Origin of the sequence: Streptomyces sp. A0642, assembly GCF_004795105.1 — a bacterium.
Lineage (GTDB): Bacteria > Actinomycetota > Actinomycetes > Streptomycetales > Streptomycetaceae > Streptomyces.
This window is the reverse complement of the sequence record NZ_SSBL01000015.1, coordinates 79,816-99,807: the sequence shown is the minus strand read 5'-3', so window position 1 is coordinate 99,807 and position 19,992 is coordinate 79,816. Positions and strand designations below refer to the sequence as shown.

Sequence of the window (19,992 nt, the reverse complement as noted above, 5' to 3'; positions counted from 1 at the left end):
TCCGCTCGAGCGGGGGGACCCCCACCGGCCGGTTCGACGACCGCCGGCTCCATCGCGGTGGCCGCCGAGTCGACCGTCGCCACGCGCATGAGCGCGCCCCCGTCCTTCGACGTCGCGGACTTCCCGGTCCCGCACGGCCGCGAGGAGGAGTGGCGGTTCACGCCGCTGGAGCGGCTGCGCGGGCTGCACGACGGCACGGCCGTCGCCACCGGCAGCGGCGTCAAGGTCGCCATCGAGGCCCCCGCGGGCGTCACGGTCGAGACCGTCGGCCGCGACGACGCCCGCCTCGGCAGGGCCGGCAAGCCCGTGGACCGGGTCGCCGCGCAGGCGTACTCCTCCTTCGAGCAGGCGTCCGTCGTCACCGTCGAGAAGGAGGCCGTGCTCACCGAGCCCATCCGGATCGCCGTGCACGGCGAGGGCGGCGTGGCCTACGGCCACCAGGTCGTCGAGCTGGGCGCCTTCGCCGAGGCCGTCGTCGTCATCGACCACACCGGTGACGCGGTGCTCGCCGCCAACGTCGACTACGTGCTGGGCGACGGTGCCAAGCTGACCGTGGTCTCCGTCCAGGACTGGGACGAGCAGGCCGTCCACGTCGGCCAGCACAACGCGCTGGTCGGCCGCGACGCCTCCTTCAAGTCCATCGTCGTCACCTTCGGCGGCGACGTGGTCAGGCTCCACCCGCGGATCGCGTACGCGGGCACCGGCGGTGAGGCCGAGCTCTTCGGTCTGTACTTCACCGACAAGGGCCAGCACCAGGAGCACCGCCTCCTGGTCGACCACAACACCCCGCACTGCAAGTCCAACGTGGCCTACAAGGGCGCGCTGCAGGGCGACGGCGCCCACGCCGTATGGATCGGCGACGTCCTCATCCAGGCCGCCGCCGAGGGCACCGACACCTACGAGATGAACCGCAACCTCGTCCTCACGGACGGTGCACGGGTCGACTCGGTGCCGAACCTGGAGATCGAGACCGGTGAGATCGTCGGCGCCGGCCACGCCTCCGCGACCGGCCGCTTCGACGACGAGCAGCTGTTCTACCTCCAGTCCCGCGGCATCCCGGCCGAGGAGGCCCGCCGCCTCGTCGTGCGCGGCTTCTTCGCCGAGCTGGTCCAGCAGATCGGCCTGCCGGACGTCGAAGCCCGTCTCCTCGACAAGATCGAGACCGAGCTGAAGGCGTCGGTCTGATGACCTTCGTCAAGGCGTGCGCGCTGAGCGAGCTGGAGGACGACACCCCGAAGCGGGTGGAACTCGACGGCACGCCGGTCTCCGTCGTCCGCACCGAGGGCGAGGTGTTCGCGATCAACGACATCTGTTCGCACGCGAACGTGTCGCTGTCCGAGGGCGAGGTCGAGGACTGCATGATCGAGTGCTGGCTGCACGGATCGAGCTTCGACCTCCGCACCGGCAAGCCGTCCGGCCTCCCCGCGACGCGCCCCGTCCCCGTATACCCCGTCAAGATCGAAGGGGACGATGTGCTCGTCTCCGTCACCCAGGAGTCCTGAGTCACCCATGGCAACGCTTGAAATCCGCGACCTGCACGTCACCGTCGAGGCCGACAACGCCACGAAGGAGATCCTCAAGGGCGTCGACCTGACCGTGAAGCAGGGCGAGACCCACGCCATCATGGGCCCCAACGGGTCCGGCAAGTCCACCCTCGCCTACTCGCTGGCCGGTCACCCCAAGTACACGGTCACCAGCGGCACGGTGACCCTGGACGGCGAGAACGTCCTCGAGATGACCGTCGACGAGCGCGCCCGTGCGGGCCTGTTCCTCGCCATGCAGTACCCCGTCGAGATCCCCGGTGTCTCGGTCTCCAACTTCCTGCGCACCTCCGCCACCGCCGTCCGCGGCGAGGCGCCCAAGCTGCGTACGTGGGTGAAGGAGGTCAAGGAGTCGATGGCTCAGCTGCACATGGACCCGGCCTTCGCCGAGCGCAACGTCAACGAGGGCTTCTCCGGCGGCGAGAAGAAGCGCCACGAGATCCTCCAGCTGGAGCTCCTCAAGCCGAAGGTCGCGATCCTCGACGAGACCGACTCCGGTCTGGACGTCGACGCCCTGCGCATCGTCTCCGAAGGCGTCAACCGGGTCCGTGAGACCGGCGAGGTCGGCACCCTGCTGATCACGCACTACACCCGGATCCTCCGCTACATCAAGCCCGACTTCGTCCACGTGTTCGCCAACGGCCGCATCGCCGAGTCCGGTGGCGCCGAGCTCGCCGACAAGCTGGAGAACGAGGGCTACGAGGCATATGTGAAGGGTGGCGCTTCCGCGTGACTGACGCCCGACAGGGGCTCACCGGCCTCCTCGACACCGAGGCGATCCGCAAGGACTTCCCGATCCTGGACCGCACGGTCCACGACGGCAAGAAGATCGTGTACCTGGACAGCGCTGCGACCTCGCAGAAGCCGCGCCAGGTGCTCGATGCCCTCAACGAGTACTACGAGCGGCACAACGCCAATGTGCACCGCGGCGTGTACACGATCGCGGAGGAGGCCACGGCGCTGTACGAAGGCGCCCGTGACAAGGTCGCCGCGTTCATCAACGCGCCCAGCCGCAACGAGGTGATCTTCACCAAGAACGCCTCGGAGTCGCTCAACCTCGTCGCCAACATGCTCGGCTGGGCCGACGAGCCGTACCGCGTCGACCACGAGACCGAGATCGTCACCACGGAGATGGAGCACCACTCCAACATCGTGCCGTGGCAGCTGCTCTCGCAGCGCACCGGCGCGAAGCTGAAGTGGTTCGGCATCACCGACGACGGCCGGCTCGACCTGTCGAACATCGACGAGATCATCACCGAGAAGACGAAGATCGTCTCCTTCACGCTGGTCTCGAACATCATGGGCACGATCAACCCGGTCGAGCAGATCGTCCGGCGCGCCCAGGAAGTCGGCGCGCTGGTCTGCATCGACGCCTCGCAGGCCGCCCCGCACATGGTGCTCGACGTGCAGGCGCTGCAGGCCGACTTCGTGGCCTTCACCGGCCACAAGATGGTCGGGCCGACCGGCATCGGCGTGCTGTGGGGACGGCAGGAGCTCCTCGAGGACCTGCCGCCGTTCCTCGGCGGCGGCGAGATGATCGAGACCGTGTCGATGCACTCGTCGACCTACGCCCCGGCACCGCACAAGTTCGAGGCCGGTACGCCCCCGATCGCCCAGGCCGTGGGCCTCGGCGCGGCCGTGGACTACCTGTCGGCGATCGGCATGGAGAACATCCACCGCCACGAGCAGGCCATCACCGCGTACGCGGTGAAGCGCCTGCTGGAGGTCCCGGACCTCCGGATCATCGGTCCGCCCACCGCGGAGGACCGCGGCGCCACGATCTCCTTCACGCTCGGCGACATCCACCCCCACGACGTGGGCCAGGTGCTCGACGAGGAGGGCATCGCGGTCCGGGTCGGACACCACTGCGCACGACCCGTCTGCCTGCGGTACGGAATTCCTGCGACGACGCGAGCGTCGTTCTATCTGTACTCCACGCCCGCCGAGGTCGACGCCCTGGTGGACGGTCTGAACCACGTCCGGAACTTTTTCGGTTAGACAGCGGCTGAGGGTTGACTGGTGAAGCTTGATTCCATGTACCAGGAAGTGATCCTGGACCACTACAAGCACCCCCACGGGCGCGGCCTGCGGGACGGCGATGCCGAGGTGCACCACGTCAATCCGACGTGCGGTGACGAGATCACGTTGCGGGTGCGGTACGACGGCGAGACGATCGCCGATGTGAGCTACGAAGGCCAGGGCTGCTCCATCAGCCAGGCCAGCGCCTCCGTGCTGAACGAGCTGCTGGTCGGCAAGGAACTGGCCGAGGCGCAGAAGATCCAGGCCGCGTTCCTGGAGCTGATGCAGTCCAAGGGACAGCTGGAGCCGGACGACGCGATGGAGGAGGTGCTGGAGGACGCGGTCGCGTTCGCCGGCGTCTCCAAGTACCCGGCCCGGGTCAAGTGCGCGCTGCTGAGCTGGATGGCGTGGAAGGACGCGACGGCGAAAGCGCTGTCCGAAGGGAAGACGGCATGAGCGAGAACGAGACTCTGACCACCAAGCCGGCCTCCGAGGAGGAGGTCCGCGAGGCGCTGTACGACGTCGTCGACCCCGAGCTGGGCATCGACGTCGTCAATCTGGGCCTGATCTACGGCATCCACATCGACGACGCCAACATCGCGACCCTCGACATGACCCTGACGTCCGCGGCCTGCCCGCTGACCGACGTCATCGAGGACCAGGCGAAGTCGGCCACCGACGGCATCGTCAACGAGCTCCGGATCAACTGGGTCTGGATGCCGCCGTGGGGCCCGGACAAGATCACTGACGACGGCCGCGAGCAGCTGCGCGCGCTGGGCTTCAACGTCTGAGCACGTCCGTACGCGTGTGAACGGCCTCCGGCATCCGCCGGGGGCCGTTCGGCGTTGTTCGTCCGCCGTACCCCTGGCGTGCCCCCGAGGTTGGCACGGGAACCGCAACCTACTCCTCGACACCACGCCGACGAGAGGTACACCGTGCCGCATCCCCCCGTCCTCCGCCGCCGGACCGGCGCCGCCGCAGCGGGCGCCCTGGCGCTGGCCGCCCTGGGTCCCGTCGCACCCGCGCACGCCGCGAGCTATGGAACGCCCACGATCACACTGTCCGCCGGCTACCTCTCCGGCGCCGTCGGCGCCACCGGCGACCCGGCCGTGACGGTCACCGTCGCGCAGAGCGGCGCCGACGCCGGCTCCCTCGGCGTGACCGCCTCCGCCAGCTCCAGGGCGTCCGTCGCCGGCACCGGCGACGTGACCGTGACCGGCACCGGCGCCACCCGGCAGCTCCGGGTCGCCGCGCACGCCCGCGGCTACGCCGACCTCACCATCAAGGTCACCGGACTCGGCGGCAAGAGCGCCACCAAAACCCTGCGTTTCGCGGCCTCCGCCGCGGTGCAGAACGCCCCCGACACCCGCTACCTCACCGGATCGTCCGATTCCTCGGCCGCCGTCGACGCCGGGGACGGCTATGCGGTGGTCGCCGACGACGAGTCCAACACACTGCGCCTCTACGACCGCTCCTCCTCCGGCGCGCCCGTACGGACGTGGGACGTGGCCTCGGCACTCGGTGTGTCCAAGGAGATCGACATCGAGGGCGCGGCCCGCGTCGGCGACACCGTCTACTGGACGGGCTCGCTGGGCAACAACAAGGACGGCGAGTACAAGGCCGACCGGAACACCGTCTTCACGACCACGGTGAGCGGTTCCGGCGCCACGACCCAGCTGACCGTCACAGGCTCGTACAAGAGGCTCCGCGACGACCTCGTCGCCTGGGACAAGGCCAACGGCAACCGTTACGGTTTCGCCGCGGGCACGGCCGACGGGGAAGCGCCCAAGCAGATCGACGGCTTCAACATCGAGGGACTGGAGTTCGCCCCCGGTTCGACGACCACCGCCTACCTCGGCTTCCGCGCGCCCCTCGTCCGGCCGGAGCCGGGCGGCAAGGCGCTGATCGTGCCGGTCACCAACTTCGACAAGGTGGCCGGCTCCGGGGCGAAGGCGGTGATCGGCACGCCCATCGAGCTGGACCTGGGCGGGCTCAGCATCCGTGACATCCGCAAGAACTCCGCCGACCAGTACCTGATCGTGGCCGGTTCCTGGGCGGCGGACGACAACTCCGACCCGTACGCCCTCTACTCCTGGGACGGCGTCGCGGGACACGCGCCGCAGAAGCGGCTCGACCTGCCGACCGCCGACCCGGGCGGCTGGGAGGCGGTCGTCGGCGTTCCGGACCTGAACACGCCCGGCGCACGGGCGCAGCTGATCACGGACGCGGGTCGGCGGACCTGTACGGGGACGGCACCGAGGCCAAGGACCTCGACCACGCCGAGTGGAAGAAGTCCCGCGCCACCTGGTTCACGGTGGGCGGCTGATGTCGTGCCGCACCGGCTGAGCGCCGCCCGGACGCGGTCTCAGGCCGTGTACTGCGGCGGCACCGCCGCGGCCTCGGCGAGGACCGGGCCCAGGTTCTCGGTGCGGATGCGGCGGTCGACGTACAGCAGCCCGGCGACCAGCGGCGGGAACGTGGCCACGATCATCTGGGACACCAGCTGGCCGACGAGCAGCGACAGCACATAGCCGCTCATGGCGACGACGACCGACGCCGGATTCGGGTCGGCGCCCAGATTCATCGAGCCCAGCGCCCCGGAGAACATGCCGAGCAGCGTGAACGGCAGCTGGATCACATAACTGGCCACCCCCGCCATGGCGCCGGCCAGCAGGGTGATCCCGAAGATCCGCCACCAGTCCCCGCGCACCAGCCGGGACGAGCGGCGCATCGCCGCGATCGGGCCCTGGTTCTCGAAGACGACGGCGGAGGGGGCCAGGCTGAACTTCACCCAGAGCCACGTCGCCAGGGGGGCCGTCGCCAGGGCGCCCAGGACGCCGATCAGGATCACGGCGAACTGGGCGCCGCCGCCGTCCGTGCTGACCGCGGCGACCACGAGGGCGACGAAGCCGACCCAGGCCAGCAGGATCGGGACCAGCATGATCAGCCAGGTCAGCAGGACCGTCCCGATCACGGCGGGCATCCGGCTCCAGGCCCGCCTCCAGATGACGGGGAACGTGGTCGGCCGGCCCAGCACCGCCTCCTGCAGGACCGCGGGGGCCGCCGTGTACATCAGGGCCGTGGACAGCACGGCGGCGATCATGCCCACCACCGCGACCGAGCCGAAGGCGACGACCAGCGGTACCCAGTCCTCGCTCCGGGCGTTCTCGTCGGCGCCGAGCGCCAGGATCCGGTCCAGATGATCCGCGACGGCCGCGTACGCGATCGCGGCGGCGGCCACCACCACGGCCAGCGCCCCGCTGTACGCGGCGGCGCCGACACCGAGCAGCTGCTTGCCGTAGCGGCCCACGACGGCGAAGGCGCCGCCCAGAAGATCCCCGAGCCGCAGCGGCCCCAGGGGTATCACCCCAGGCTTGGGCGGCATCCAGCCACCGCCCCAGCCACCCCACCCGGGCTGTCCCGGAGGCCCCCCGTACGGCGCACCCCCGTACGCACCGCCGCCCCACCCTGCGTCCTGCGCCACTGCTGCTCCGTCGGTCCGTCACTCATGAACTGGCATGTACTGGACGGCCACGGTAGCGCCCCCGTCACCCTTTCGGCCCATGGCCTCCCCGTCGCTGGCGCCTGCCCCCCCGGAACAGCTCGGCCTCGACATCGGGCGAGACGCGCCCGCCGCTGCCCACGCCCAGGGCGGCGATCCCGTTCCAGTGCCCGAACTCGCCGGCGGGGTCGATGTCCCACCACGGCCATCGCACCGCCAACTCGTCCCACGTGACGCCCCGCTCGACCGTGGTCGTCGTGGGGCAGGCGACCGACAGCACGTCGCCGACCCGGAAGTCCCCCGCATCCCTCATCCGGCCAGGGTAAAGGGGCGACGTCGGCGGTCCGCACGGATCCACCCGTCGGGGCGTGGCTCGCAGCGGCGGGACGATGCCGATGCCGAGGGTCCGGCGGCGCGCCGGGCCGACCGGGCGGCGGGTTCAGGGGGCCGCCCGGGCCGGGGTCCAGTCCGGTGATCTGCCGAGCACGGTGAGAACCAGGTCGAGCGTCGGCGCCCCGGGGGCCGGGGGAAGCGCCGGCCGGAACGGCGCCGCCGGGGCTGTCCTGCGATCGTCGTCCGGCACCCGCAGGGCGAGGGCGAGCGCGGTTTCGACGGTTTGCTCGTCCAGGTCGAGGCCGACTCCCAGGGTCCGGGCCAGGTCCCAGCCGTGGACCACTTGGTCGAGGAAGTGGAAACCGATCGCTTTCGACGCGGGGAAGCGGAACGTGGTGCTGATCTCCGGAAGGGCGAACTCCCGTGTGGTCACGCTCGGCGGGGCGAAGGCGTCGATGACCGCGTCGGCCGCGGCGCGGTAGGTCCTGAACGCTTCGCCGCCGAGCGCGCGGGGCCGCCACGCGGAGAGGTCACCCCCGTTCCCCGCCGCGGCGGCGGCGAAGCCGTGGTGCTGGCCGGCCATATGGGCCACGAGTTGGCCCAGGGTCCAGTCGGCGCAGGGGGTGGGCCGGTCCCAGTCCCGGGGGTCGGCCCGTTCCAGGATGCGTACGGTCTCCAGTACGGCGTCCCGGTCCAGCTTCCGGATGTCCATGCGGAACCTCTCAGCGAGTAGCGGACCACGTGTCCCCTGGCGGGGTGAGGAAGAAGCTAGCACGATCGTGCGTGCAGTTACCTGGCGTTTAAGGCGCCACCCCCGAGGGGTCCCGGAGGGTGTCAGGGGGATTCGGGGAGCTGGGACGGGTCGGTGGCGACGCCGCGCAGACGGCTCAGGATGGCCTTGGCCGCCTTGTCGTAACTGGTGAACTCGTCGTGCAGAACGGATTCGGCGTTGGCCATCTCCATGAACGCGGTCAGCTCGAAGACCAGTTGGGGGACATCGGCCTCCGTGTCGAGCCCGCCCGCCACCTGCGCCTCGCGCGCGGACTGTTCGAGGAACGCGATCCAGTTGGTGCGCGCCGCGGCGAGGAGGTCGTGGACCTTTCCCCGGCGGGCGTCGTACTCGGCGGAGACCGAGTAGAAGAAGCAGCCACCCGGGAAGACGCGCGTCCTGGAGTAGTCCAGCCAGTTCTCGCACAACGCCCACAAGTGCGTGACGCCCGGCGGCAGATCGCGGGCGGGCTGGACGACGTGCTCCTGGTAGACATGGACGGCGGCCCGGACCGTGGCGAGCTGAAGGTCCTCCTTGGAGCCGAACAGGGCGAACACGCCGCTCTTGCTCAGCTTCAGCTCGGTCGCCAACTGCCCCAGGGAGAGCCCTTCCAGGCCGCTGACCGAGGCGATGTCCACCGCGCGTTCGAGGATCAGCCGGCGTGTCTGGTTCCCGCGCGCGATCCGCCCGTCGGTGTGTGTCGCTGCCATGGCCGCCTGTCTCTCCTGCGCCGGACCCGTCGCGGTGCCGAGGGCGTTCCAGTCTACCGAGTAGGCGGACGACTGTGCGTTCGGTGAGGAGCGAGCGTCCTGTGAGCTCGGTCCTCGTTCGGGAGAGGGGAGGTAAAAATACGCACGGGCGTGCTTATATATGCATGCCAGTGCACCGCCCCCCAGCGAACAGGAGCACGCCATGTCGGCCACCGTCTGGTTCACCTCGTGGAAGTCCGGCCCCGCGGGGGGCCCCTCGGCCGGGGGACCCGGCGGCGGCGCCGCACTCGTGAGCGTCACCGAGTTCACCCCGCGCCGGCCCTGGTCCGCCCCCGGTGTCGCCATGGCCGGGATGGCGCTGCGACGCGTCTGGGACGGCCTCGACGGCGCGGTCGGCCTCTGGCTGTGGGTCGACCCCGACCCGCTGCGCCCGCGGTCCGGTTCCGTCTCCGTGTGGCGCGCGGAGCGGGATCTGTACGCCTTCGTGGCCCGCCCGGACCATGCGCGGATCGTGCGCTCCCACCGCGACCGGGGGAGCATGCGCTCCACCACCTGGACGACCGGGAGCTTCGACCCGGACGCCACCCGGGAGGCGGCCAGGTCCTTGCTCTCCGGCCGTTCCGCCTGGCCCGTCCGACGTCGGGAGCGCGGGCCGGAGGCCGCAGCGGTGCCGGGCCTCCCCTCGTGCGGGGCCGCCCGGGCCGCCGCTCGCCCGGACGCTGAGACCGGTTGGCCCGGGCCGCCCCCCGCCGGTTAGGTTCTGGTCATGACCGACACGACTTCCCCCCGTACCACCGGCGCCGTCGCCGCCGGCCTCGCCACCATCGCCGGCGACGGTTCCGTTCTCGACACCTGGTTCCCCGCTCCCGAGCTCACCGACGAGCCCGGACCGGCCGGAACCGAGCGGCTCACCCCCGACGCCGCCGTCAACCTGCTCGGCGAGGGCGCCGCCAAGGCCATCGGCCTGGACGCCCGCCGCGGGGTCGAGGTCGTCGCCGTCCGCACGGTCATCTCCTCGCTCGACGACAAGCCGCTCGACGCGCACGACGTGTACCTGCGCCTGCACCTGCTCTCGCACTGCCTCGTCCAGCCGCACGGCCAGAACCTGGACGGCATGTTCGGCCTGCTCACCAACGTGGCCTGGACCTCGCTCGGGCCGGTCGCCGTCGACGACCTCGAGAGGGCCCGGCTCAACGCCCGCGCCGACGGCCTGCACCTCCAGGTCACCTCCGTCGACAAGTTCCCCCGCATGACGGACTACGTCGCGCCGAAGGGCGTCCGCATCGCCGACGCCGACCGGGTGCGGCTCGGCGCGCACCTCTCCGCCGGCACCACCGTCATGCACGAGGGCTTCGTCAACTTCAACGCGGGCACCCTCGGCACCTCCATGGTCGAGGGCCGGATCTCCGCCGGCGTCGTCGTGGGCAACGGCTCGGACATCGGCGGCGGCGCCTCCACCATGGGCACGCTCTCCGGCGGCGGCAAGGAGCGCATCGTGATCGGCGAGCGCTGCCTGGTCGGCGCGGAGGCCGGGGTCGGGATCGCGCTCGGCGACGAGTGCGTCGTCGAGGCCGGTCTGTACGTCACCGCCGGTACGCGGGTCACCCTGCCGGACGGTCAGATCGTCAAGGCGCGCGAGCTGTCCGGCGCCTCGAACATCCTGTTCCGCCGCAACTCGGTGACCGGCGCCGTCGAGGCGCGGCCGAACAACGCGGTCTGGGGCGGCCTCAACGACGTCCTGCACAGCAACGACTAAGAAGCGGCGAGCAGCCGCTCGTACGCCCCGCGCAGCCCGTCGGCCGTCTCCCGGCCGGCGGGCTGCAGCGGTTCGCGGACCGGGCCCGCGTCCAGAAGGCACTTCGCCGTCACCGTGCCCGGCAGCCCGGACGCCATCATCAGCTCGGTCAACGGGGCCAGGAGGCCGTTCAGCCGGGCCGCCCCGGCCGTGTCCCCGGCGTCGAAGGCGTCCAGTACGGCGCGCAGCGGACCGGGCGCCACATTCGCCACCGTGCTGACGTATCCGGCGCCCCCCACCGCGTACAGCGGCAGGTTCAGCTCCTCGCAGCCCGAGTAGTACGCGAGCGCGGTGCCGGCGATCACCTTCGTCGCGCCCAGCAGGTCGTACGAGCAGTCCTTCACCGCCACGACGCGCGGGTGCTCCGCCAGCCGCAGCATGGTCTCCGGCTCGATGCGCGTGCCGGTGCGGCCGGGGATGTCGTACAGCATGAGGGGAAGGCCGGCCGACTCGGCGACGCGCAGGAAGTGCGCCTCCACGGCGGCCTGCGGGGGGCGGCTGTAGTACGGGGTGACGACGAGGAGGCCGTCCGCGCCGGCCTGTTCCGCCTGCGCGGCGAGCTCCAGGGTGTGCCGGGTGTCGGCGGTGCCGATGCCCGCGACCAGCGACACCTCCGGGCCGACCGCCTCCCGTACCGCGCGCACCAGGGCGGCCTTCTCGGCATCGGAGGTGGTGGGGGACTCGCCGGTGGTGCCGCTGAGCACCAGGCCGTCGCAGCCGCCGGCCACGAGCGCCGCGGCGTGCGCGCCGGCGGCCTCCGCGTCGAGGGCGCCGGTGGCGGTGAAGGGCGTGACCATGGCGCACAGGGTGCGGCCGAAGGGGCGGGGGCGGGAAGGTGAGGACGACGTCATGCCGGAAGTGTCCGCCGTCGGACCATGAAGGTCCACTTAGTTGTTCTCCGGGTGAAGGTGAAGCAGTGCTCAACTGTGGCCGGATCGGAGGGCGATCCGAAGCCCTCATGACGCGCGGACAAGCCCGGCGGGCAGATCCTGACGGGTGGCACCCGGCATCACGTCCCGGATGCTCGCGCCCGCCCCGGACACGGCGTCGCGCAGCCACCCGCCCGCGCCCGCGCCTGCGTGCGTACGGCGGCTCAGCGCCGGGCCATGTACAGGCCGAACGCCTTGTGCAGCAGCTTGTTGACCGGATAGTCCCACTCGCCGACGTACTCCGCGGCCCGCCCTCCGGTGCCCGCCTTGAACCGCAGCAGGCCCAGCAGGTGGTTGCCCTCGTCGAGGGTGTCGGTGATGCCCCGCAGGTCGTACACGGCGGCTCCCCGCTCGTGCGCGTCGCTCATCATCCGCCACTGGATCGCGTTGTTGGGCTGCACCTCGCGCCGACGGCTCGTCGAGGCGCCGTACGAGTACCAGACATGGGTCCCCACGGTCAGCATCGTCGCCGCCGACAGCACCTCCCCGTCGTGGTGGGCGAGGTAGAGCCGCATCCGGTCCGGGTCCTCGGCCCGCAGCGCGGTCCACATACGCTGGAAGTACGCGAGCGGGCGGGGGACGAAGCGGTCGCGCTCGGCGGTCTCGCGGTACAGCTCGTAGAAGACCGGAAGGTCGTCGAGGCCGCCCTCGACGACCTTCACGCCCGCCTTCTCCGCCTTCTTGATGTTGCGCCGCCACTGCTGGTTCAGCCCGTCGCGGATCTCCTCCAGCGACCGTCCGGCGAACGGCACCTGGAACACGTACCGCGGCTGACCGGCGCTGAAGCCGTCCGCGTCCCCGTCCGCGCCCTGCTGCCAGCCCAGCCGGCGCAGCTGCTCCACGACCTCGGCGGCCCGGGGCTCCGTCACATCCGCCTCGACGTCGCGCAGCCGCCCCGCGGCCGGGTCCGCGATGGCGTCCTTGACCGTCGCCGCCTCCCAGCGGCGGGCGATGACGGGCGGGCCCATCCGTACCGTGAACGCGCCCCGGGCCCTGGCGTGCGCCACCAGCGGATCGAGCCACGGGCGCAGGTCGCCCTCGTCCCACGGGACGACCGGGCCCTCCGGGAGATAGGCCAGGCACCGCTTCAGCCCGGGGACCGGGCGGTACAGGACCAGAGCGGCGCCGACGACCCGCCCCGCGTCGTCGATCCAGCCGATGCTCTCCGCGCGCCAGTCGGGCTTCACCCCGCCCCACGACGGGACCTGCATATGGCTCGCCGAGCCCCGGCCGGCGACGAACGCCAGGTGCTGCTCGCTCGTGATCTCCTCGACCCGCAGCGTCATGCGGTACTCCGTTCGTTGTCCGATCCGTCAGCCCGGAAGCGGCGCGCGGGCCGCGGTTGACCTCAAGCGTGCTTGACGTATCAGGGTGGCTGTCACGGGCGCACCGCAAGGGTGCGCCGGTGGGAGGAGCAGTCATGACAGTGGAGTTCGTGTCCCGGCCCGATGTCACCCGAGCGGATGCGGGGCTCGTCGGGGCCGGCACCTGGGACGTCGGCACGCCGGAGCGCGGGCGGCGGGCCGTCGAGGCCGTCCGCGCCGCGTGGCGGGCCAGGCCCTGGCCCCACCCGGGCCTGCTCTCGTACAGCGTGTACGCCGGGGAGAACGGCAGGACGCTCTTCCACTACGCGCAGTGGACCACCGGGCAGAGCTACCAGGACTTCGTCCGGGAGGGCCGCGACGAGCGGAACGCCGAGATCGACGCGGCCGTGCCCGGCATCGAGCGGCTCGGCCCGCACACCTACGAGCTCTACCGCTCCTCGTCGCCCGGCGGCGCCGAGCCCGGTTGTGTCGTCGTGGTCGACGTCGAGTTCGACGGGGCGGACAAGGCCCGCCAACGCGACTGGGTGGACGGTGTGTTCGAGGCCCTCGGGACGGACCCCGCCCCCGCGCCCGGCGGACTCGCCGGCCACTTCCATGTGAGCACCGACGGGAGGCGGGTGCTCAACTACGCGGAGTGGGTGAGCGCGCAGGCCCACATCGACGCCCTGGCCGCGCCCGGCGACGGCATCGGATCGCGCACGCCCCAGTGGGAACGGGTGCGGACCTACCCCGGTGTCACCGGCGGCGGCGTGCGCCGCTACACCCCCGTGCTCACCCTGCGGCCGGGGGAGGGCGGATAGACAGCGGGGGCGGAAGCCCTTCGCGTGGGCGCCTCCGTCCCTGCGGGAAGCGGTTTTCCCGCCCTTCCGGCGGCGGGCCGCCTTCCGTTCCGTGCACCGGGCGGCAGGGGAGGAAATGCGTCTAGGCTTGGGCCGCCCTACCCCGTACACGCCCGGAGCCGCGGCCCCGGCGAGGTGTACGCCCGCACGTTTTCGAGGAGACCCCGTGATGTCCGCAGAGCGTCCCACCCTGCCGCCGGTAGGGCTGCACACCGAGGCGGAGCTGGCACGGGACGCGCTCGCCGCGCCGCTGCTCGCCCGTGCCGTCCGGCTCGCCCGCTGGGCCGGCCCCGACACCCGCGTCGGCGCCGGCGGTGAACTCGTCGAGGCGCAGTTGCCCGCGGCGGCCGAGCACCTGGGCCTCACCGCGGACGAGGACGGTGCCGCGGAGGCCAGCGAGGCCTGGCGGCTCGCCGTCGACACCGGCCTGGTCGAGGTCGAGGACCCGGAGCCCGAACTGGACGCCGACGCCGGCACGGACGGGGAGGACTTCCCCGGCGAAGCGGAGGGGACCGTCACCGTCGGGGAGAATCTGGCGCTGCTGACCGGCGGTTCGCCGCAGGACGTCCTGTCGATCTGGCTGGAGGGCCTGGAGGCCGTTCACGCCGACGCCACCGCCCCGGTCTTCGACGACTTCGCCGACCTCGTCGGCGAGGACGGATCCGTCGACTTCGACGCGCTGGACTGGGACCCGGAGACCGAGGCGGAGTTCCTCGACGGAGTGCTCGGCAACCTCTACCTGCTCACGGCCGGCGAGGGCGCGGCCGACGAGTCCGTACCGCTGCCCGCGCTGGCCGCCTCGATGATCGTCCCCGACGACATGGGCGAGCCCACCGACGACATCCTGGAACAGGTGTCGGACGCGATGATGCGCCTCGACGACCAGTTCCGCGTCCTCGAACCCATCGGCATCGTCGAATACCGGCCGGTGGACGAGGCGTTGCTCGCCGAGGAGGGCGAGGAGTCCGTGCCGCCCGACGACGACGACGTGACCCGGTACGGCATGGTGAAGCTGACCCCGCTCGGCGTCTACGGGATCCGCGCCCGGATGCTGGACGCCGGTGTGGACGCCCCGGCCATCGGCGATCTGGCGGACAAGGGCGCCGACGTCCTGCTCGGCGGCATCGCGTACTACCCCGAGGCGGCGGCCCGCGGCGAGATCGAGCTGTGGCTCGCGCGGCACGGCGCGGGCGGGGCGGCCGGCGAACTGCTGGACGCCGCACGGGGCGAGGACCCGCAGGCCCCCCTGCGGCGGCTGCACTGCCAGCAGGCGCTCGCCCTGGTGGGCGCGGACGCCGAACCCGCGGTGCGCGCCGTGCTGGACGACCCCCAGCTCGGCGGACTCGCCCGGGTCTGGCTCGCCGAGCGGGGCGCCGCCGACGTACCGGCCCCCTCCGAGGCGATGATCTTCTGGCTCGCCATCGACACGATCGCCGCCCAACTGGAGGTGGACGGCGATCTCGACGAGCTCCAGGGCCTGGTCGAAGGGCTGTCCGGCCAGCACAGCGGCTTCTTCGACGAGGCCTGGCGGGTCGACCACCCCGCCACGGCGGACGTCCTGGAGGCGATGGGGCGGCTGCACAGCGACAAGAAGCAGGCGAAGGACGCCCGCAAGGCCGCGTTCAAGGCCCGCTCTCGGGGCGGTTCGGGCAGCTGAGACGCGGCAGGTGGCGGCCGGCGGGGCCCGGCCGCCACCGAGGATGTTCACGGAAGGCATTCCCTCGAAGTCGTCCTCAGTTCAACTGGTGTTGGGGCAGGGGCGGGACGGTGATCCCGCAATCAACCCGCCCCAGCAGCACCAGGAGTACGTGATGGCCTTCACGCGCAGGGAATTCACCAGACAGTCCGCCCTCACCGGTGCCGGCATCGCCCTCACCGGAACCGTCGCCGCGCTGGCCACCGCACCCGGCGCCCTCGCCGCCGAGGACTCGAAGCACGGCCACGAAGGCCAAGGCCACGGTCATGACCACGACGGACACGGGCACAGCCGCGAGCCCGGCTACGGGCCGCTGCTGCCCGACCCGAAGGGCATACTGGCGCTGCCCGCCGGATTCTCGTACAAGGTCATCACGCACAGTGGCGTCACCAAGCTGGAGACCGGTGAGTACACCCCCTCCAACCACGACGGCACGGCCGCCTTCGAGGGTGCGCGCGGCGTGACCCTCCTGGTGAACAACCACGAGCTGAACGGCACCCGGGCCGGCTGGGCGCACCCGGTCCCGCTCACCGACGGCCTCGTCTACGACCCGGTCGCGGCCGGCGGCTGCACCGTCGTGGAGACCCGCCGCGACGGCCGCACCGCCGAATGGGTCGGCATCGCGGGCACCTCCACCAACTGCGCCGGCGGCTCCACCCCCTGGGGCACCTGGCTGACCTGCGAGGAGACCGAGGACAAGGCCGGGAAGAACGGTCTGCTCAAGGACCACGGCTACGTCTTCGAGGTCGATCCGTACGACAAGCGCGCCAACCGTGATCCGCGCCCGATCAAGGCGTTCGGCCGCTACGCCCACGAGGCCGTCGTCATCGACCCCAAGCGGGGTCACGCCTACCTCACCGAGGACGCCTCCGGGCCCAACGGGCTGTTCTACCGCTGGGTGCCGCCGCAGGGCTTCGAGCACGGCCGCGGCAAGCTCCGCACCCTCGCCGACGACGCCGGTGTCCTCCAGGCCACCAAGTGCTTCGACAAGAGCGGAAAGTTCGTCGACGACCTCTCGCGCGCCACGCAGATCGGCACCGTGTACGGCGTGGACTGGGTCGACGTGCCCGACCGCGACGCGAAGACCGTCTCGGTGCGCAAGCAGTTCGGCGCCCAGGACGTCACCCGCGCCCGCAAGCTCGAAGGCATGTGGTGGGGCGACGGCGGCGCCTACGTCGTCTCCTCGTTCGCCCGTGGCGAGAGCCCCGTCGCGCACGACGGCCAGGTCTGGTTCTACGACCCGAAGCGCCGCACGCTGACGCTGAAGGTGCTCCTGGGCGTCAACGCGGACCCGTCCAAGGACGGGGCCTTCGACGGCCCGGACAACATCACCGTCTCGCCCTACGGCGGCCTGGTCATCTCCGAGGACGGCGAGGGCGTCCAGCACCTGTTCGGGGCGACCGAGAGCGGCCGCACCTACCCCATCGCGCGCAACGAGCTGAACATCGGCACGGAGGCCGAGCCGGAGTACAGCGAGTTCACCGGCGTGACGTTCTCGCCCGACGGCAGGACGCTCTTCGCCAACATCCAGACGCCCGGCATCATGCTGGCCATCACCGGTCCGTGGAAGCGCCACCCGCGTCGGGAGCAGTAACCCCCAGCGGATGGACCGGCCCGCTCCCGCGGCGGCACCGCCGCACCGGAGCGGGCCGGTCCGGTGCCCGCCCACCACGCCCCGCGGGGAAGCGATAACCGCCACATCCGGGCCGGTTCCGCGGACGCCGCCGCACGGCCGGCGCCCTTGGCGGAAGCGGGGAGGAGCGGCCCACCGTCCCGGAACCGCTGATTACGAATCCGGCATCAGTGCGGCCCCAGGAGCGGTCGGGCATGGCGTCGGGCGTTTCCAGGGCGCATACTCAAGGTAATGAAACAGTCAGCCGGATCCCGGCGTCACCTGCCTTCCAGTCCCTTCAACCGCCCGGCCCAGGCGGCCCCACCGGTCGAAATGTTCGATGTGGGCGACAGGGTGTCGCACGACCAGTTCGGACTCGGCCGAGTCCTTGCTGTCGAGGGCGACAACGACGCAGTGCTCATCGACTTCTCGGGGCGACAGGGGAGGATCCTGAGCCCGTACTCCAAGCTGACCAAGCTCTGAGAGAAGCGACGAGCACGCGCCGCGTACGCCGTATTTCTCTCGCCGACCGCCCTTCAGGGGCACCCGCGTCAGCCGGGTGCCCCTGAAGACGTTTCCGTCCGCCCCTACAGGGACTGGGCGGCGGGCTTGACCATGCCGCGGACGGTGCGCGACTTCACGAAGTCGCCCATCGCGGTCATCTCCCACTCACCGGAGAACTGCTTGATCAGCTTCGCCATCATCACGCCGGTCTGCGGCTCGGCACCCGTCAGATCGAAGCGGACCAGCTCCTCGCCGGTGGCCGCGTCGATCAGCCGGCAGTAGGCCTTCGCCACCTCGGTGAACTTCTGGCCGGTGAACGAGTTGACCGTGAACACCAGGCCGGTCGCCTCCGGGGGGATCCGGCCCAGGTCCACGACGATCACCTCGTCGTCTCCGGCGCCCTCACCGGTGAGGTTGTCCCCCGAGTGCTTGATGGCCCCGTTCAGGATGGAGAGCTTGCCGAAGTAGCAGCTGTCCAGGTGGTTGCGGCTGGGGCCGTAGGCGATCACCGAGGCGTCGAGATCGATGTCCTTGCCACGGAACGCGGGCTCCCAGCCGAGGCCCATCTTGACCTGGGAGAGCAGCGGGCGGCCGCCCTTGACCAGCGACACCGTCTGGTTCTTCTGCAGGCTGACCCGGCCCTTGTCCAGGTTGATCTTGCCCGAGGCGGGGGGCCCCGGGGGTGCGGCGGGCGGGGCCGCCGGAGCGGCCGCCACCGGGGGAGCGGCGATCCGCGGGTCCACCGGCGCGGCGGCGGGGGCCGGGGGCGCGACCGGCGCGGCGGCGGGGGCCGGGGGCGCGACCGGCGCGGCGGCGGGCTCCTCCTCGACCGAGACGCCGAAGTCGGTGGCGATGCCCGCCAGTCCGTCGGCATAGCCCTGGCCGACCGCCCGGGCCTTCCACGCGCCGGCCCGGCGGTAGATCTCCATGACCACGAGCGCGGTCTCGGCACCCAGCCGGGGCGGGGTGAACGTGGCCAGCACACTGCCGTCGTCCGCGTTGCGCACCGTGGCGGTGGGCTCGACGCCCTGGAAGGTCTGCCCCGCCCCGTCCGGGCTCGCCGTGACGACGATCTTCTCGATGGCGGGCGGCACGGCGGCGGTGTCCACCACGATGGCGTCCGGCGCGGAACCGCCGCCGGAACGGTAGGTCACACCGGGGCCCGCGGGCTGGTTGTAAAAGATGAAGTCCTCGTCGGATCGCACCTTGCCGTCGGCGGTGAGCAGCAGGCCCGACACGTCGAGCCGCACGGGAGCGGCGACGTCCACCGTCACGCGGAGGGCGGAGAGGGGGATGTTCGAGCCGGGTGTCATAGCGGTCATGCAGGGGGTAACGAATGACCCGGCTTTGCCGTTCCCTTACCTTCGGCCGGCTTCGCCCGTACGGCGGCACCATCCGCTCAGTACGGCCAGATCGGCGGGTTGGTGCAGAAGTGGCCGCCGAGGTGGGCGTGGTCCGGATTGTCCGGGTCGAGCTCGCCCTGCTCGGCGATGAGCTTCGCCGCGTACTCCTCCGAGTCGTCCTGCGGTTCGTAGCCGAGGGAGCGGGCCGTCGACAGGTCCCACCACAGGCGGGTGTTGTCCGAGGAGCCGTGGATGACGGTGTGCCCCACGTTCTCCGCGGTGAGCGCGGCGTCGAAGAGCCGGGCGCCGTCGGCGGGGCTCATCCACACCGACAGCATCCGGACGGACGTCGGCTCGGGGAAGCACGAGCCGATCCGCACCGAAACGGTCTCCAGCCCGTGCCGGTCCCAGTACAGCTGCGCGAGGTCCTCGCCGAACGACTTGGAGAGGCCGTAGAACGTGTCCGGGCGGCGCGGGGTGTCGACGGGGATGAGCGGGTCCCCGTCGCGCGGCCGCGGGGTGAAGCCGATCGCGTGGTTCGACGACGCGAAGACGATCCGCCGCACGCCCTCCGCGAGGGCGGCCTCGTACAGGTTGTACGTGCCCTCGATGTTCGACCGGAGGATCTTGTCGAACGAGGCTTCCAGGGAGATGCCGGCCAGGTGGATGATCGCGTCGACCCCCCGCACCGCGTCGCGCAGCGCCTCCTTGTCGGCCAGGTCCGCCGTGATCGCGTCCGGCTCGCCCTCGATGGGGAACATGTCGAGCAGGCGGAGTGCGTAGCCGTGAGCGGGCAGCAGTCCGCGCATCAGGGTGCCGAGACCGCCGGCTGCGCCGGTGAGCAGGACGGTGCGGGGAGCGGTCATTCGCGGATCTCCTCGATGTACGGGGGCGGCGGGGGCGGCTTCGCTCGCCGGGTCCGTGGACTGCATTCACATGCGTGGACAAGTTACGGAGCGGTGGGGTTTTGCGTCAAGGTCGCCCGGCGACCCTCGCGGGTGCGGGTCCCCTTGCGGGGTGCGGGTCCCCTTGCGGCGTGCGGGTGCTCCGCGGGGCGGCGGTGCTCCGGCGGGCC

At 71.6% G+C, this 19,992-nt stretch carries 20 protein-coding genes and 1 pseudogene; 13 read left to right on the top strand and 8 right to left on the bottom strand.

Annotated features, from left to right (window positions below):
- Positions 1-87 precede the first annotated feature (87 nt).
- From sufD to E6R60_RS23635, 7 genes and pseudogenes are all read left to right on the top strand, one after another.
- Positions 88-1,185, top strand: coding sequence for a Fe-S cluster assembly protein SufD (gene sufD / locus E6R60_RS23665; RefSeq protein WP_240802659.1), 1,098 nt, complete (start codon positions 88-90; stop codon positions 1,183-1,185).
- Entirely contained in the window at positions 1,185-1,502 is a 318-nt protein-coding gene (locus E6R60_RS23660) for a bifunctional 3-phenylpropionate/cinnamic acid dioxygenase ferredoxin subunit (protein WP_136328637.1), read from the top strand. Before sufD ends, E6R60_RS23660 begins: the two co-directional genes overlap by 1 nt.
- A 7-nt stretch (positions 1,503-1,509) precedes the next feature.
- Entirely contained in the window at positions 1,510-2,274 is a 765-nt protein-coding gene (sufC, locus tag E6R60_RS23655) for a Fe-S cluster assembly ATPase SufC (RefSeq protein WP_136328636.1), read from the top strand.
- Entirely contained in the window at positions 2,271-3,539 is a 1,269-nt protein-coding gene (locus E6R60_RS23650; protein ID WP_136328635.1) for a cysteine desulfurase, read from the top strand. Before sufC ends, E6R60_RS23650 begins: the two co-directional genes overlap by 4 nt.
- Positions 3,540-3,560: 21 nt before the next feature.
- Positions 3,561-4,016, top strand: a complete 456-nt coding sequence (gene sufU, locus E6R60_RS23645; RefSeq protein WP_136328634.1) for a Fe-S cluster assembly sulfur transfer protein SufU — start codon at positions 3,561-3,563, stop codon at positions 4,014-4,016.
- Positions 4,013-4,351 (top strand): metal-sulfur cluster assembly factor, encoded by a 339-nt coding sequence (locus E6R60_RS23640; protein WP_014156915.1) that lies wholly within the window; start codon positions 4,013-4,015, stop codon positions 4,349-4,351. Before sufU ends, E6R60_RS23640 begins: the two co-directional genes overlap by 4 nt.
- Positions 4,352-4,549: 198 nt before the next feature.
- A pseudogene (locus E6R60_RS23635) lies at positions 4,550-5,886 on the top strand (DUF3616 domain-containing protein).
- A 39-nt stretch (positions 5,887-5,925) separates the two neighbouring features.
- Here the strand turns inward: E6R60_RS23635 and E6R60_RS23630 are convergent.
- The 4 genes from E6R60_RS23630 to E6R60_RS23615 all read right to left on the bottom strand — a co-directional run bounded on the left by E6R60_RS23630 (position 5,926) and on the right by E6R60_RS23615 (position 8,874).
- Positions 5,926-6,945 carry a hypothetical protein gene (locus tag E6R60_RS23630; RefSeq protein ID WP_136328633.1) on the bottom strand — a complete coding sequence of 340 codons (1,020 nt, stop codon included), beginning with the start codon at positions 6,943-6,945 and terminating at the stop codon, positions 5,926-5,928.
- Between the two features lie 163 nt (positions 6,946-7,108).
- On the bottom strand, positions 7,109-7,375 hold the full coding sequence (locus tag E6R60_RS23625) for a hypothetical protein (protein ID WP_206309493.1): 267 nt from the start codon (positions 7,373-7,375) through the stop codon (positions 7,109-7,111).
- Between the two features lie 126 nt (positions 7,376-7,501).
- The gene (locus E6R60_RS23620; protein WP_136328632.1) at positions 7,502-8,107 is read right to left on the bottom strand and encodes a TIGR03086 family metal-binding protein; all 606 of its coding nucleotides are present in this window, start codon (positions 8,105-8,107) and stop codon (positions 7,502-7,504) included.
- Positions 8,108-8,229: 122 nt separating this feature from the next.
- Positions 8,230-8,874: a TetR/AcrR family transcriptional regulator gene (locus E6R60_RS23615; RefSeq protein WP_136328631.1), complete on the bottom strand. Its 645-nt coding sequence runs from the start codon at positions 8,872-8,874 to the stop codon at positions 8,230-8,232.
- Between the two features lie 202 nt (positions 8,875-9,076).
- Here E6R60_RS23615 and E6R60_RS23610 point away from each other — a divergent pair, with 202 nt between their 5' ends.
- A complete protein-coding gene (locus E6R60_RS23610) occupies positions 9,077-9,631 on the top strand; it encodes a hypothetical protein (protein WP_136328630.1) in 555 nt (184 codons plus the stop codon).
- 9 nt (positions 9,632-9,640) lie between these two features.
- A complete protein-coding gene (gene dapD, locus E6R60_RS23605; protein WP_136328629.1) occupies positions 9,641-10,630 on the top strand; it encodes a 2,3,4,5-tetrahydropyridine-2,6-dicarboxylate N-succinyltransferase in 990 nt (329 codons plus the stop codon).
- On the opposite strand, the gene dapA is transcribed toward dapD, so the two are convergent.
- Positions 10,627-11,520, bottom strand: a complete 894-nt coding sequence (dapA, locus tag E6R60_RS23600; protein ID WP_136328628.1) for a 4-hydroxy-tetrahydrodipicolinate synthase — start codon at positions 11,518-11,520, stop codon at positions 10,627-10,629. The two genes, dapD and dapA, sit on opposite strands and share 4 nt — an antisense overlap.
- 242 nt (positions 11,521-11,762) lie before the next feature.
- Positions 11,763-12,884, bottom strand: coding sequence for a peptidoglycan bridge formation glycyltransferase FemA/FemB family protein (locus E6R60_RS23595; RefSeq protein ID WP_136328627.1), 1,122 nt, complete (start codon positions 12,882-12,884; stop codon positions 11,763-11,765).
- A gap of 134 nt (positions 12,885-13,018) precedes the next feature.
- Here E6R60_RS23595 and E6R60_RS23590 point away from each other — a divergent pair, with 134 nt between their 5' ends.
- The 4 genes from E6R60_RS23590 (at position 13,019) to E6R60_RS23575 (ending at position 17,553) form a co-directional block, all read left to right on the top strand.
- The gene (locus tag E6R60_RS23590; protein WP_136328626.1) at positions 13,019-13,723 is read left to right on the top strand and encodes an antibiotic biosynthesis monooxygenase; all 705 of its coding nucleotides are present in this window, start codon (positions 13,019-13,021) and stop codon (positions 13,721-13,723) included.
- A gap of 208 nt (positions 13,724-13,931) precedes the next feature.
- Positions 13,932-15,419 (top strand): hypothetical protein, encoded by a 1,488-nt coding sequence (locus E6R60_RS23585; protein ID WP_136328625.1) that lies wholly within the window; start codon positions 13,932-13,934, stop codon positions 15,417-15,419.
- A 154-nt stretch (positions 15,420-15,573) separates the two neighbouring features.
- Positions 15,574-17,052: an alkaline phosphatase PhoX gene (locus E6R60_RS23580; protein ID WP_136328624.1), complete on the top strand. Its 1,479-nt coding sequence runs from the start codon at positions 15,574-15,576 to the stop codon at positions 17,050-17,052.
- Positions 17,053-17,322: 270 nt separating this feature from the next.
- A complete protein-coding gene (locus E6R60_RS23575; protein WP_136328623.1) occupies positions 17,323-17,553 on the top strand; it encodes a hypothetical protein in 231 nt (76 codons plus the stop codon).
- A gap of 104 nt (positions 17,554-17,657) precedes the next feature.
- Here the strand turns inward: E6R60_RS23575 and E6R60_RS23570 are convergent, their stop codons facing one another.
- Positions 17,658-18,896, bottom strand: coding sequence for a TerD family protein (locus E6R60_RS23570; RefSeq protein WP_136328622.1), 1,239 nt, complete (start codon positions 18,894-18,896; stop codon positions 17,658-17,660).
- A gap of 77 nt (positions 18,897-18,973) precedes the next feature.
- A complete protein-coding gene (locus tag E6R60_RS23565; RefSeq protein WP_136328621.1) occupies positions 18,974-19,783 on the bottom strand; it encodes an NAD(P)-dependent oxidoreductase in 810 nt (269 codons plus the stop codon).
- Positions 19,784-19,992: the final 209 nt, after the last annotated feature.